At 68.5% G+C, this 13,731-nt stretch carries 12 protein-coding genes; 7 read left to right on the top strand and 5 right to left on the bottom strand.

What is annotated here, in order from left to right:
• A complete protein-coding gene (locus AB0I81_RS09490) occupies window positions 1-663 on the bottom strand; it encodes a hypothetical protein (protein WP_360652738.1) in 663 nt (220 codons plus the stop codon).
• Window positions 664-1,098: 435 nt separating this feature from the next.
• Between AB0I81_RS09490 and tnpB the strand changes: the two genes are divergently transcribed.
• Window positions 1,099-2,478 (top strand): IS607 family element RNA-guided endonuclease TnpB, encoded by a 1,380-nt coding sequence (tnpB, locus tag AB0I81_RS09485; protein WP_360652735.1) that lies wholly within the window; start codon window positions 1,099-1,101, stop codon window positions 2,476-2,478.
• Here the strand turns inward: tnpB and AB0I81_RS09480 are convergent.
• Window positions 2,461-2,757, bottom strand: a complete 297-nt coding sequence (locus tag AB0I81_RS09480; protein ID WP_360652732.1) for a hypothetical protein — start codon at window positions 2,755-2,757, stop codon at window positions 2,461-2,463. The genes tnpB and AB0I81_RS09480 overlap by 18 nt on opposite strands.
• Window positions 2,758-2,936: 179 nt before the next feature.
• Between AB0I81_RS09480 and AB0I81_RS09475 the strand changes: the two genes are divergently transcribed.
• From AB0I81_RS09475 to AB0I81_RS09460, 4 genes are all read left to right on the top strand, one after another.
• Window positions 2,937-3,629, top strand: coding sequence for a hypothetical protein (locus tag AB0I81_RS09475; RefSeq protein ID WP_360652729.1), 693 nt, complete (start codon window positions 2,937-2,939; stop codon window positions 3,627-3,629).
• 110 nt (window positions 3,630-3,739) lie between these two features.
• Window positions 3,740-4,582 (top strand): aminoglycoside phosphotransferase family protein, encoded by an 843-nt coding sequence (locus AB0I81_RS09470; RefSeq protein WP_360652726.1) that lies wholly within the window; start codon window positions 3,740-3,742, stop codon window positions 4,580-4,582.
• A 335-nt stretch (window positions 4,583-4,917) separates the two neighbouring features.
• A complete protein-coding gene (locus AB0I81_RS09465; RefSeq protein WP_360652723.1) occupies window positions 4,918-5,376 on the top strand; it encodes a hypothetical protein in 459 nt (152 codons plus the stop codon).
• A 198-nt stretch (window positions 5,377-5,574) separates the two neighbouring features.
• A complete protein-coding gene (locus AB0I81_RS09460) occupies window positions 5,575-8,778 on the top strand; it encodes a S8 family serine peptidase (RefSeq protein ID WP_360652720.1) in 3,204 nt (1,067 codons plus the stop codon).
• Window positions 8,779-9,175: 397 nt separating this feature from the next.
• Here AB0I81_RS09460 and AB0I81_RS09455 read toward each other — a convergent pair whose 3' ends face one another.
• Entirely contained in the window at window positions 9,176-10,045 is an 870-nt protein-coding gene (locus AB0I81_RS09455) for a CU044_5270 family protein (protein WP_360652717.1), read from the bottom strand.
• The gene (locus AB0I81_RS09450) at window positions 10,042-10,608 is read right to left on the bottom strand and encodes an RNA polymerase sigma factor (RefSeq protein ID WP_360652714.1); all 567 of its coding nucleotides are present in this window, start codon (window positions 10,606-10,608) and stop codon (window positions 10,042-10,044) included. Before AB0I81_RS09450 ends, AB0I81_RS09455 begins: the two co-directional genes overlap by 4 nt.
• 403 nt (window positions 10,609-11,011) lie before the next feature.
• On the opposite strand from AB0I81_RS09450, the gene AB0I81_RS09445 reads away from it, so the two are divergent.
• On the top strand, window positions 11,012-12,439 hold the full coding sequence (locus tag AB0I81_RS09445) for an MFS transporter (RefSeq protein ID WP_360652712.1): 1,428 nt from the start codon (window positions 11,012-11,014) through the stop codon (window positions 12,437-12,439).
• Between the two features lie 26 nt (window positions 12,440-12,465).
• On the top strand, window positions 12,466-12,966 hold the full coding sequence (gene soxR, locus AB0I81_RS09440; protein WP_360652709.1) for a redox-sensitive transcriptional activator SoxR: 501 nt from the start codon (window positions 12,466-12,468) through the stop codon (window positions 12,964-12,966).
• A 41-nt stretch (window positions 12,967-13,007) separates the two neighbouring features.
• Here soxR and AB0I81_RS09435 read toward each other — a convergent pair whose 3' ends face one another.
• Complete coding sequence (locus tag AB0I81_RS09435) at window positions 13,008-13,454, bottom strand: hypothetical protein (protein ID WP_360652706.1); 447 nt, start codon at window positions 13,452-13,454, stop codon at window positions 13,008-13,010.
• Window positions 13,455-13,731 lie beyond the last annotated feature (277 nt).

Below are 13,731 nucleotides of genomic sequence, written 5' to 3'. Positions count from 1 at the left end.
TCAGCCCGTGGCCATTCCGCCGCGGAAGAGAAAGCTGCCGGAGTGATCCGCGTGCAGGTACTGGTGGAACCGCTGGGCCTTCGCCTGGGCCGTCTTGTCGGCGGTGACGAGCGTGAGGAGCACGTACCGCTTGGTCTGGCCGACCCGCTGTCTGCCGTAGACGTACTCGTCGAGCATCGTGTCCCGGCGCCACTTCACCTGCCCGGACGTCTTCGCCAGGCGGTCGGCCGCGGCCTCGGCGGCCTGGTCGGTGGGGAAGGCCATGATGACCTGGACCGCCGTGAGGTGCCCCCGGTAGGCCGAATAGGCCAGCTGGACGACGCGCTCGCAGTTGTTCCTGGCCAGAACGCCGTTCCTGTCGACCGGAGCACAGGAGTCGTAGGTCCAGCCGCCGACCTTCTTGGCCTTGAACGCGGTGTCGCCCATGCGGAAGTTCCAGTCGCCGTACTGGTCGGCGTCGATCGGCGCGTCCTGGTTCCCGCTCGACTCCTCAGCCTCGGACGTACGCTCTGCGCTCCGTTCGGGCGTGGGCTCTGTGCTGTGTTCGGGCGTGGGCTCTGCGCTCCGGGAGGCCGCGACAGTGCTCGCTTCGGGGGAGCTTTCGGGGGGTTTGAGGTATTTGTACAGGCTGAACGTGAAACCGCCCGGCAGAAGCACCACCAAGATCACGACTAGAGCAGTAGCCACACCGGGGAATTCCCGCGGGGCGGGCCGCCGAGAGTATCCCATGCGTTCATTATGTTCTGCCCCATGCGTCCCAGGAGTACCCCCTCAAGCGAGACCGGCCAGGAAGGGGTTTCGAACTGCACGGGTTTTACTCAGCGTTCGTCAGTGCCGGTCAGCTTCCCTCGGTTTGGTGGGCTGGGTCTCGCGCCAGGCGGCGATCTCCTTCCGGCTGCGTGGGGAAGCCCATCCCATCCCATCTGAGTGGGGATGAGGAAGCCGTTCAGGCGGCGGACATGGCGGTACGGGAATCGGACGTTGCATACCGAACAGGCGGGCGGCGGTGTCAACACCTGCAAACCCGTCCTGGCACCCTGCCAACAGTGCAAACATTTGGTAACATCACCACCACTCAGCGTAAAAAAAGGGGGGTGGGTGATACAGGCCATCCAGGCCTACCGCTACGCCCTCGACCCCACCCCCGCCCAGGCCCGCGCCCTGGCCGCGCACTGCGGAGCGGCGCGGTTCGCGTTCAATTGGGGTCTGGCGCTGATCAAGGCCAACCTTGGTCAGCGCGCCGCCGAACGCTCCTACGGCCTCGCCGACGAGGTGCTGACGCCGTCGTTGCCGTGGTCGATGTACGCGCTGCGTAAGGCCTGGAACCAGGCCAAGGATGACGTCGCTCCGTGGTGGTCGGAGTGTTCCAAGGAGGCCTATGCGTGTGGTCTGGAACGGCTGGCCGCCGCCCTGAAGAACTGGGCCGCCGCCCGCATGGGAAAGCGTAGAGGCCGGGTGATGGGCTTCCCGTCGTTCCGGTCCAGACGCAAGACAACCCCGTCGGTGCGGTTCACCACCGGGACGATCCGCCTGGACGGGCGCACCCATGTGGTGCTGCCGAGGCTGGGCCGGATCAAGACGCACGAGTCCACCCGTAAGCTCGCCCGCCGGATCGAGGCCGGGACGGCGCGGATCTCCTCGGCGACCGTGCGCTGGGAGGCGGGCCGCTGGCAGGTGGCGTTCAGCGTGCACGTCGACCGTCCGGCCCGGGTGCCGCGCCGCGCGGACGCGGTCGTCGGCGTGGATCTGGGCGTGCGGACGCTCGCGGTGTTCTCCGACGACCGGCCACCCGCAGCCAACCCCAAGCACCTGGCCGGCGCGTCCAAGAGGCTGCGCCGGGCGGCCCGCGCGGTGTCACGGAAGATCGGCCCGGACCGGCGCACCGGACAGCAGCCCTCCGGCCGCTGGCTGCGCGCCAACGCCGCGCGCAACCGGGCCCAGCACCGGGTGGCGGCACTGCGCCGCGACGCCCTGCACCAGCTCACCACCGGCCTGGCCCGCGAGTACGGCACCATCGTGGTGGAAGACCTCCACGTGGCCGGGATGGTCCGCAACCGCCGCCTGGCCAAGGCCATCGCTGATGCCGGTTTCGGCGAGATCCGCCGCCAACTCACCTACAAGACCGTCTGGAACGGCGGCCGGCTGATCGTGGCCGACCGCTGGTACCCCTCCTCCAAAACGTGCTCGTCGTGCGGGGCAGTGAAAGCCAAACTGCCCCTGTCCGCGCGCACCTTCACCTGCCCGGCCTGCGGGCTGGTGCTGGATCGTGACCGCAATGCCGCACGCAATCTCGCATCCCTCGTACAGCACGTCGCCGGGAGTGGCCCGGAGACGGTAAACGGACGCGGAGCCGACCAGAAGACCCCGCCCAGCGGGGCCGGTGGCTGTGAAACGTCAACCCCGCACCGGGCGACCGGGCAAGACGGGGACCTTCACCCAGCAATGGGCGAATCACTGAGATTAACTGATATCCAGTGAACGGCGTAGCAGGGCAAGCAGGCGCTCGGGCCGGTGCAGCGGGATGATGTGACCGCAGTCCTCGATGAGGTGCCCGGTCAGGTCGTCGGTGATCGGGCGAAGCTGGCGTTCCAGCGCCCTGCCGACGGGATGCGAGCCCACCGCCATCGTCGGCACCGTCAGCCGGGCGCCGGAGACCGCCTGTGCGATCTGCGCCGCGCTCTCGGGCAGTGCCCGGTAGTACGAGAACGCGCAGCGCAGTGCCTCCCGGCCGGTCGAGGGCGGCCCGCGACGAGGCACTCGCCCGGCGCCTGTGGACGGCCTCCGCGGAACTGACCGGCGTGACCTTCCCCCAACCGACTGGCCCCAGTACAGGATCATGAACGGCGATACGCCGGGCCCGGGAGTTTCGCGCTCTCGTCGTCCCCGTCCCTTTGGCGGGAGACCCGGCCGCCGCTTTCCGGCGGCACGCCGAAACGGTGGAAACCGCGATCGGACCTGCCGACAGCGTGGGCAGCCATGGCCCGATAGGCCCCTGGTACGAGCGATCCCCGGAGTGGGGAGCCCCTTTCCTGCGCTGGCGCCGGCCGGGCGCCGACTCGCTGGAATTACGCGCCACCGAGACCGGCGCGGAACTTTCCCTGCAACCGACCGAACCGTACGAGGAATGGCGGCATGCCGCGTTCGAGTGGGGAGAGCCCGCGCAACTGCCGGGTGGTTTCGCCATCGAGTATCTGAACGCCGCCAACGAAGGACTCAGCACGCCGGGCGGGTGGCGGGTGCCTCGGTTGGCGGCACTGCCACCCCTGCTGTCCGCGTTCCTCCGCACGTTGCCCGCCGAGACCCGCGCGATCGGCAGGAACGTGAGCGTCACCGTGTTCGGGGGAAATCGCGCGGTCCTCGCCATCCGCTCCGCCGAACGGCTGACCGTCGAGGGCTGGTTCAAGCATTTCTCACCCGGCGAGGAACTGGGCTGGTCACAACGTGTCGAGCGGACCGTGCGGTCGTGGACGTTCGACGCGGGCGGTCCCGGCGAAGTGGACGGCGACTGGCTGGCACGGCATCTCGTCGAGGTCCTCAAGACGGAGAAGATGTCCTCGATGACAAAGCTGAGAAAACATGTCCACAGCCCGGAGAACGCCCACACGGTGCTGTTCGGCCTGGGGATCTAATGGGTGCGTACCCATGGGAAAACGGCTTGCGTGTCGCATCGCGTCCATGATCGGGTGAGGCCGTAGTCAGCACAGGGCAGCGCTCGACGAGAGGGACCAGGCGACAGACAATGCATGAGCCAGATGTCCGGCGTGCGGTGGCTGCGGCCAGGTCGATCGCCTCATCACTTGGCCTGATCGCCGACGAGGCGATCGTCCTGCACAACTCGAACAAACTCACCCTGCGCCTGCTGCCTTGTGACGTCCTGGCCCGGGTGACACCCGCAGCGCATCAGAACGCGCAGTTTGAACTCGACCTCGCTCAGAGACTCGCCGAATCCGGGTGCCCTGTGGCTGCTCTCGACCCTCGTGTGCAGCCACGCGTATATGACGGTGACGGCTTCGAGATCACGCTGTGGACCTACTACGAACCCGTGACAGCTCAGAAGATTCCGCCGGCCGACTACGCCGGGGCACTTGAGCGGCTGCATGCCGGCACGCGCGAACTCGACATCCCGACTCCGCACTTCACGGATCGCATCCAGTCGGCTCAACAACTCGTGGCGAACCCGGACCTCACTCCGGCCCTCGCCGACGCGGACCGCGAACTGCTCGGCGACACGTTGCGGAATTTGAGACGGGCGATCGACGAGCGCGGCAGCGCCGTACAACTGCTGCACGGGGAGCCGCACCCGGGCAATCTGCTCGCCACGGAGAACGGGCCGCTGTTCATCGATTTCGAGACGTTCTGCCGCGGGCCCGTCGAATTCGACCTCGCCCACGCGCCCGAAGAGGTCAGCGAGCACTATCCGGGTGTCGACCGGGACCTGCTGCGCGAGTGCCGGATCCTCATGCTGGCGATGGTCACGACGTGGCGCTGGGACCGAGACGACCAACTGCCGAACGGACGGCAACTGGGCACAGAGGGGCTCGGCCAGATCCGGGCGGCGCTCGACCTGAATACCCGCGGCTGATCGCGGGCCTTCCAGCGCTGACGCCGCGCCACTCGGTCATCGCCCGCGCCCGCTTGTCGAGGAGCGGATCGATGCGGTGTCCCGGCGTCTCGCGAACCTGTTCAGCCGGGTGAATTCGCCTACATACCGAGGACATACCGCCCCGTTGTAGCGTTGCTCGCGATCATCTTGACGCGTTGCGCCGACATGGCCGGGGAGCCTTTTCGACAACTCGTGCGTGATACATGGGCCAAGGCCGGTTTCCGCGCGAAAAGGAAATTGTTTCCAGCGTCTCGCAGTCTCACCCGGAACGCGTGCTCCATTCTCGTGCGCGCGTTCTCAGCGAAAGGTTCAACATGGCTATCTCGAAGTTCGTGCGCGGTTTGACGGCCGCTTCTCTCATGGGCGCCTCGCTCGTGGGTGCTTCCATGTTCGGCGTCTCTCCCGCCTCGGCGACGGCGAGCCTGGGGGGTTCCTGGTCGTCGAGCGCACCAAGCGACGCGACCGGGGTGAGCGCCAAGAAGGAGAAGGACTTCGGAAAGTACACCCTCCAACTCCGCTACGGCCGGTATGGCGGCCAGGGCTGGATCTGGGCGCGTATCACCGGCATCGAGACGGACCTGAGCGCCTACATCGTCTCGTTGAAGGTGACCGAGCGCGCGACCGGTAAAACGGCCAGTAGCTGGAAGGCCGTGAACGGCAAGCGGACGACCTACACCAACGCTTACCGCTACCGCAGTAATCACGTGTTCCAGGCTTGCTACAAGCACAACAATCTGGGTGGCACCCCGGTCTGCATCTCGCACACCACCTGAGTCGGCGCCCAAAACCCCAAGGGAAGCTGGGTTCCGTTCGAGCCCGGGGCCGCGAGCGTGGCCCCGGGGTCGGCCGGAAGTGCGGATGAGGCCGGGGCGTCGGCGCGTGCCGAGCCCCGTCCCCAGGCTGTGGAAGAAGAACCGACCTTCGTGCGAACAAGAGGGGAAATTGATCGATTTCTCTTCTTGTGAGGGTCAATGACGTTGAGCAAGGGACTGCTGGCAGCGGTCCTGGCAGGCACGCTGGGGGTGGCCGCGACACCGGTGGCCGACGCGGCGGCCGTACAGGGAAGCCAGGAAGGGCCCGGTACGGCGGGCAGTGTGACGCTGCTGACCGGTGACCGGGTCGTGGTCGCGGGCAAGAGGTTCAGGGTGGAGCCGGGCGCGGACCGGGAGGTGCGCTTCTCCTCCGGATACCGGAACGGGCACCTGTACGTCGTCCCGTCCGACGCGGCGCCCCTGGTCGCGCAGGGGGTGCTGGACGAGCGGCTGTTCGATGTCACCCAGCTGCTCGAATGGCAGTACGGCGACGCGGACACGGCCGAAATCCCGCTGATCACACAGTCGCCGGAGGGCGCGGCCCCGGCGCTGAAGGGCGCCGCGACGACGCGGCGGCTGACCAGCGTGGGCATGACGGCGCAGCGGGTGGCCAAGAAGAGCGCCGGTGAGGCGTGGCGGAGCCTGCTCGGCGGGGTGTCCACGCTGGCCGCGGGCGAAGGCAGGATCTGGCTGGACGGGCGGCGTTCGTACACGCTGGACCGCAGCACCAGGCAGATCGGCGCGACCGAGGCGTGGCAGCAGGGTCTGACTGGGCAGGGCGTCACGGTCGCCGTGCTGGACAGCGGGTACGACCCCACGCATCCCGACCTCAAGGACGTGGTCACCCAGTCGAAGAACTTCTCCGACGAGCCTGACATCGTCGATCGCCTCGGACACGGCACGCACGTCTCCTCGATCGTCGCCGGCGCCGGGGAGAAGTACCGCGGTGTGGCGCCGGGTGCCCGCATCGCCTTCGGGAAGGTGGGCGGGGTCGCCGGGCCCGCCGACTCCGCGATCCTGGCCGGGATGGAGTGGGCCGCCACCGAGGTCAAGGCCAAGATCGTCAACATGAGTTTCGGCAGCCCCGACGAACCCGGCCTCGACCCGGTCGAGCAGGCGGTGAACACCCTGTCGCAGGAGACGGGCACCCTGTTCGTGGTGGCCGCGGGCAACGACGGCGAGCGCGGCGAGGGCACCGTGAGCAGCCCCGGCAGTGCGGACGCCGCGCTGACCGTCGGCGCGGTGGACCGTACCGACCAGGTGGCCGCCTTCTCCAGTAAGGGGCCGAGGGCCGGCGACCATGCGGTCAAGCCGGACGTCACCGCTCCCGGCCTGGAGATCGTGGCCGCCGCCGCGGCGGGCACCGCGGACGGTACCCATGTGGCGATGAGCGGCACGTCGATGGCCAGCCCCCATGCGGCGGGAGCGGCGGCCATCCTCGCCCAGCGCCATCCCGGCTGGAGCGGGCAGCAGCTCAAGGCCGCGCTCGTCGGCAGTGCCCGGCCGGCCGACGGCGCAACGCCGTACCAGCAGGGCACGGGGCGGGTGGACGTACCCCGCTCGCTGGCCCAGGAGGTGATCGCCTCCGCCACCGGCGTGTGGGCCGCGTTCCCCTGGCCGCACTCCGACGGGCAGCGGGCCACCGGGAAGATCGTTTACACCAACACCGGAGCCGCACCCGTCACCCTGGACCTCGCGGCCGGCTCGGACGTGCTCACGCTGTCGCCGCAACGGCTGGAGGTGCCCGCGGGCGGGCAGGCGACGGCCACGGTCACGATCGACGCCGAGGGCAAGGGGCCCGGCGACCATCCCGGCGTCATCACCGCCACGGCCGGTGACACGGTGATCCGCACCCCGGCCGGGGCCTACGTGGAACCGGAGTCCTACGACGCCACGGTGACCGTACTGGGCCGGGATGGGGCCGCCGCCGCGTCGATGCTGGGCTTCGTCTACGACCAGGCGACCGGCACCCAGCGCGACCTCGTCTTCCACGACAACGTGGCCAAGATCAGGCTGCCGAAGGGGCGCTGGAACCTCTACACCAACATCTACGACAAGAACGACCGCAGCCTGACGATCGCGCACCGGCCGTTCGAGATCGACGACGCCGACGTGCCGCTGACGGTCGACGGCCGCGAGGCGAAGCAGATCACGTTCACGGTCGACGACCCCACCGCCGTCGCCAGCCGCCAGTTCACCCTGGCCATGGCCAACGGTCCCTGGACGACCGAGATGCTCGCGAACAACTATCCCGGCGGATTCCACGTCATCCCGGTACGGCAACCGGGCCTGTCCTATCTGGCCCACACCGCCTGGACCAAGAAGGACGCGACGCCCACCCCGTACCGCTATGACCTCGTGGATCACCGTACGGACGGCATTCCCGACAATCCCGGGTACGCCGCGCGGACCCGGGACATGGTCAAGGCGACCGAGACCTACCGTTCGTCCTCCGGACCCGGCACGCTGTGGTCGGGGCCGGTGCTGGGCGACATTTCAGGAGGGGCGAGCACTTCGGACATCCCGCTGCCGGGCAGGCTGACGCGGTACCTCACGCCGGGGTTCGCCTGGCACGACGAGTTCAGTACGGGCGGCCTGGTCGAGTACGGCGTCGGGCCGGTGCGCGACAAGGACTTCGGCCAGGTCTACAACGCCGCGGTGACCGGTCCTTCGTTCGCCATCACCGGCGGCAGCCGTACCGGCGACAAGCTGGACTTTCCCGCCAACGGCCTGTACACCGGCGCGACCGCCGGCGACCGTACCGGCATGGACGCGACCGCCGGCGGCCGTACGGGCATGGACGCGACCGCGACCGGCACCCTCACCCTCGCCTCGAACGGGAAGGAACTCGCCACGACCGGCATCGCCGGGTGCATCGCCTACCGGAGCGAGCAGTGTACGCTCACCGCGACCTTGCCCGAAGCCTCCGACACCGCCTACACGCTGACCGCCTCCTCCCGGCGGCCGGACGTGGAGCTGTCCACGGGCGTTGACGCCGTCTGGACCTTCCGCTCCTCCCGTACGGCGAAGCCCGAGCCCCTGCCGCTGATGGCCGTGCGCTACGCACCGCAGGGCCTCGACGACGCCAACCGCGCCAGGCCGGGGTCGCGGACCACCGTGCCGATCCGGGTCGAGCGGGCTCCCGGTGCCCGCGAGGTGGCCGTCTCTTCGATCAAGCTGGAGGTGTCGGCTGACGACGGGAAGACGTGGCGGCCGGTGCGGGTCCGGGCGGCCGGTGCGGGCTGGACGGCGCGGCTGGACAATCCCGCTGCTCCGGGGTACGTCTCACTGCGCGCGACCGTCACTGACAAGGCGGGCAACGGCGTCACGCAGACCGTGAGCCGCGCTTATGCCGTTAAGTAACACGTGAACTTGGGGGCCGAGGGTGCCGCCCTGCTTGAACCGCCTCGCGGTTGAGCCGGGCACGCACCCTGGCCCCTGGGTGAACATCCCACTCCAAGCCAGACCAACCGCCCTGCCGTTCGCGTACACCCGAGCAACCGCCCAGCCATTCGCGTACGCCAGACCGGTCCTGCCGTTCGCGTACGCCCGAGCGACCGCCCTGCCGTTCGCGTACGCAAGACCGGTCCTGCTGTTCCCGACGGGTGGCTGCTGCTGGACGCGACTTGGCCGGTGTCCGGCTGAGCCCGGACACCGGCCAGTCACTTCGACCATCCCACAACCCACCGACCTCCAACTCCATCTCCCGGACCTCCTCGATCTGGATCCGGGAGACTTCCGTTGAAGATCGGGAACGCGGCTAGCCCTTCTTCACCGAAGGAAGCTGATCCGTCCATTCGGTGGTAACGGAGATGAACCCATCGCTCCACGCCGTGTCGCCGTCGTCAACAATGACGAGGTTGGCGCGGCTCACCCGGGCCTTCTCCGGATCGACGACCAGTTCGACGCCCTTACCCCCATCGGGATCAGGCAGGCGCAGGTGCTGGCCGCCTTCAACCGCACCCGCGTTCTCCACCCCCGGCGTCGTGGCGAGCGCACGGAACGCCGCCGAACGTACCTCCGCGGGCGTCGGCAGGTCCGTGATCAGCGCGAGCAGGGTGAAGGTGGGATCGCCTCGCAGCTCGGATGCGGACATGTCGCTCTCGTTGCCCCTGCGCTCGGCGATCCACGCCTTCAGCGCCTCCGGATCCGTCGGCAGCCTTTCGAGATCCTCGAAGCTAACCTTGGCGCCCTTGAGGCTGAGCGTCTTCCAGGCCGGTGCCGGTACGACGGCGTCGGGGGGATCTCCCGGCACGCCCTTGGTCCAGCGCTTGCCGTCGCGCCTGGTCCAGCTCTCCATCGTCGGGCCGCCCGACTTGAGCCACTGACGCGTGACGTGCCAGTACGTCCCGGAATCCCGGGGCGTACGTTCCGCGCTGACGGCGGCCATGAGCAGGACCTCCTTGCCCGTGGCCGGTACGACGTCGTTCGCGGGCGCCCCCGTGGCGAACACGACCGCCGCGGCGGCCCCGGCTGCGACCAGGGCGACACTCGGTACGAACCAGCCGGCCCGCCGACGCGCCCGGCTCGTCCGCGCCCTTCGCTGAAGGCGATCTCTGCCACGCGCGACCGCCCCGGCGGACGGCTCCGGCTCGGCCAGCAGGGTGGCGATCTCTTCCAGGTCGTTCATGGCTCGTTCGTCTCCTTGTCGGTGAGAGCCTGGATCTTGGCGCGGGCGCGGTTGAGCCGCGAACCCACCGTGCCGAGGGAAATGCCGAGCGCCTGGGCTATCTCGTTGTAACTGAGCTGGCCCAGTGCCGAGAGCAGCAGCACGTCGCGCTCGCCACCGTTCAGTGAGGCGAGCGCCCTGGCCAGGTACGGCTGGGCGGTCACGGAGGCGACGACCCTGTTCTCGTGCCCTTCCACGGCCTGCGCGGGGTCCAGCCGGGCCAGCGCCTTGTAGCGTCGGGCCTCCTTGTGGCGATGCCTGGCCACCAGGTTCGTGGCGAACCCGAACAACCAGGGCCGCAACCCGCCTCTTTCCGGGTCGAACCGATCTCGCCGATCGAAGGCCAGCAGGAACGCCTCCGCCGTGACGTCCTCGGCCGCCTGGGCGCCCAGGCGGCCTGCCACGTACCGGTAGATGTCGTGGAAATACCGGTCGTACACGGCGGTGAACAACTCTGGATTCCGCCGGTAGCCGGCGACGAGATCGGCGTCCGCGGTCACCTGCTCGCCCACGTCGGCGGTCACGTGCCCGTCTCCGTCATGAGTGTGCCTTCCGGATGGGGATCACTACTTTCGTCCGTCCTTCACGACACACCCGCATTTTCTTCCCGCTCCCACCCACGAAGGGCGACCGTTCAGCGACCGGGCTCGTCTTCCGGCCGAGCCGTACCACCACCGCTGTGGTCGCTGCCTTCATTCTCCGGCCCGCTCCCGGAAGGAGCATGAACCGCCATTCCGCCACTCATGGATCAGGCCCATATCAGCGGCCCTTCGCCCAAAGAGAGGCCCTCACCAGCGCAGTTGACCTCAACTTAAGTTGAACTGATGGGCTGTTCGCCGTCGGTCCTCCGGACCAGAGAAAGCGAGCAGCATGGACACCTCCACAGAACCGCCTGGTCATCTCGCCGCGGTACATCCACCCTCTCCATTGACGCTTCCGGTGGTTCTGGTCGGCGTCGTACTGATGGCGATGTCCATCTCGGGAACGGCGGTGGCGCTGCCGAGCATCGGCCGTGACCTCGACGCGTCCGGGTCTGTGCTGCACTGGGTGGTCGCCGGATACAACCTGGCCTTCGCGGCCATGACGCTCGTCGCGGGATCGGCCGCCGACCGGATCGGCCGCCGGCGGGTGTTCATCGCCGCGACACTGATCTTCGTGGCCGGATTCCTGGCGACGGCGCTGAGCCAGGCGATCATCATCACCGACATCGCCCGCGTCGTCTCCGGCGTCGGCGCAGCAGGGATCATGGCCGCCGGCGGCGCCATCCTCGCCTCAAGCTACGACGGCGCTGCCCGCAACCGCGCCTTCGCCCTGATGGGCACCATGGCCGGCGTCGGCATCGCCATCGGTCCCACCCTGTCGGGCCTGCTGATCTCGGCCACCGGGTGGCGGGGAAGCTTCGCGGTCTTCGCGGTCATCGGCCTGCTGGTCGCCCTGGGCGCGACCCGTACCCGGGAGTCCCGGGCGACCGGCACGGGCCCGATCGACTGGACGGGCAGCGCGCTGTTCGTCGCCGCACTGACCCTGCTGATGTTCGCGCTGCTGGAGGCGCCCGCGTTCGGCTGGACCCATCCGGTCATCCTGGTCACCGCCGTCGCCGGCCTGGCCGCGCTGGTGCTCTTCGGCCTGTCCCAGCGGCGCAGCGCCGCCCCCGTCCTGGCTCCCTTCCTGGTCGCCAACCGCGGCTTCCTGGGCTGGAGCCTCGCGACGCTGACCACATCGATCGGGTTCCTCGGCGTTCTGGTCTACCTGCCGACCTATCTGCAGACGGCGGCAGCACTCTCGCCCGCCGCCGCGGGGGTCGCCATGCTGCTGCTCACGGCCCCCGTACTGATCATGCCCATGGCCGCCGTCACCCTGGTCAACAAGGGGGTGCCGGCCCGACTGGTGATGATGATCGCCCTGGCCCTGGTGGTGGCCGGAAATCTGTGGCTGATGGGACTGAACCCCGGCAACGCGGTCGCGGCCGTCGCGGCGCCGCTGGTGATGATCGGCCTTGGCATGGGAGCGTCCTTCGGCATCACGGACGGCCAGGCCATGGCCCTGGTCCCCGCCGACGCCGTGGGCATGGCGGCCGGATTCCTCAACACGCTGCGCGGAGCGGCGGAGGCCATGGTGATCGCCGCGTTCAGCGCCTCCCTGATCGGCCTCCTCACGACCAGGCTCGGCGACGCGACCCGCGCCGCCGAGGTAGGCGCCGGGCGACTCACCCCCGGCACCGAACCTGCGGAACTGGCCGCCTTCACCTGGTCCTGGCAGCTCACACAGCTCGGCGCCGGGCTGCTCTGCCTTGTGCTGTCGATCGTCGTGGCCGCCCTCATCCACAGCCGCGCCAGTTCCCGCCACACCACCTGACGCCGCCCTCGCCGCAAGGAGCCACCATGCACGCCGGCCCGGAGGACCACCTCACGATCGGTGACATCGTCCGCCGGACCGGCGTACCCGCCTCCGCCCTGCACTTCTACGAACGCAAAGGACTGATCTTCAGCGAACGCGACGGCGGCAACCAGCGCATCTTCTCCCGGCACATGCTCCGCCGGATCTCCCTCATCATCGTGGCCAAGCGCCTGCACATCCCGCTGTCGGACGTCGCGAAGATCCTCGCGACCCTCCCCACCGACCGCGCCCCCACCCACAAGGACTGGCAGCGGGTCTCCCGTACGTGGAAGAAGCAGTTGGAGGAACGCCGCCGCGCCATCGAGAAGCTCGAACAGGAACTCACCGGCTGTATCGGCTGCGGCTGCCTTTCGATGAAGGCATGCCTGCTACTCAACCCCGACGACACCCTACGCGACCACGGCCCCGGCCCGGTGCGACTCCAGAAGCCCGCCACATCCCTGCCCGCCGAACTGACGCGACATTCCCCGGATGCGGGACGGTAATTTGACGCACAGAACTGGCAACCTTCGTGGCTTTCACTCGGTCACTCGGGGCGATCTTCTAGTGAGCGTTGCAAGTCGCTGCGGCTCAATGCGGGACAACCGAGAATTCCGGTCAGCACGGTCCGTTGCCTGGCGGTCAACTCGTTGACGAAAACAACAGCCGCTGCCCGGGTCTCCGTACGGGCATTTGCGATCTCGTGCACCTTGCCCGTGCTCATCAGCGTTCGCGTTGAGTAGGGGCGATCCATGTTCGCCTTTCCTCCTGGAGCCCGGCCCTTCTTGCCGCCCGAGACGCCTCGGCGTTGCACGAACCGCTGGACGACTCGCCCGCCCAACGCGGCGATCTCCGCAGCGAGATCATCCAGGACGTCGGCATGATCCTTTCGCTTGGCGGAGAACAGGCCGGCGATCAACACGTCGGCATCCACCACCAATTTCATCGCGTCCGGTACCGGCTCAACGCCGAACCGCCTTCGCTGGTGACTCATAGAATTTCAGCGTAGGGCGTCTCGTGAGCCACGGTGCGGCCGGCCCTGTTGCTGTGCTTCTCCGCTGTACGGCCAATTCCATGTCGGTCCGGAAGCAATCTCGTCCGATGCGCCCGTTCATTTCGCCTGGGCCGGGACCCTCCATGATCCATGGCGAGGGCGTTCAGCATGGACTGGTGACCGCTGAATTCCTTCAGCCGTTCACTCCGCGCGATGTGGCATATTGCTTGCTGGGTCCAGGTGAATCGTGATCAATGCGTGTGTATTGCGATACGGT

This window comes from Nonomuraea sp. NPDC050404, from assembly GCF_040655495.1.
Classification (GTDB): domain Bacteria; phylum Actinomycetota; class Actinomycetes; order Streptosporangiales; family Streptosporangiaceae; genus Nonomuraea.
This window is presented reverse-complemented; position numbering and strand designations above follow the sequence as displayed.

What these genes read in the sequence shown, in the direction of transcription:
- AB0I81_RS09435 (WP_360652706.1), bottom strand. Translation starts at nt 13,454, where the DNA reads ATGAGTCACCAGCGAAGGCGGTTCGGCGTTGAGCCGGTACCGGACGCG.
- AB0I81_RS09460 (WP_360652720.1), top strand. Translation starts at nt 5,575, where the DNA reads ATGACGTTGAGCAAGGGACTGCTGGCAGCGGTCCTGGCAGGCACGCTG.
- AB0I81_RS09465 (WP_360652723.1), top strand. Translation starts at nt 4,918, where the DNA reads ATGGCTATCTCGAAGTTCGTGCGCGGTTTGACGGCCGCTTCTCTCATG.
- AB0I81_RS09455 (WP_360652717.1), bottom strand. Translation starts at nt 10,045, where the DNA reads ATGAACGACCTGGAAGAGATCGCCACCCTGCTGGCCGAGCCGGAGCCG.
- soxR (WP_360652709.1), top strand. Translation starts at nt 12,466, where the DNA reads ATGCACGCCGGCCCGGAGGACCACCTCACGATCGGTGACATCGTCCGC.
- AB0I81_RS09470 (WP_360652726.1), top strand. Translation starts at nt 3,740, where the DNA reads ATGCATGAGCCAGATGTCCGGCGTGCGGTGGCTGCGGCCAGGTCGATC.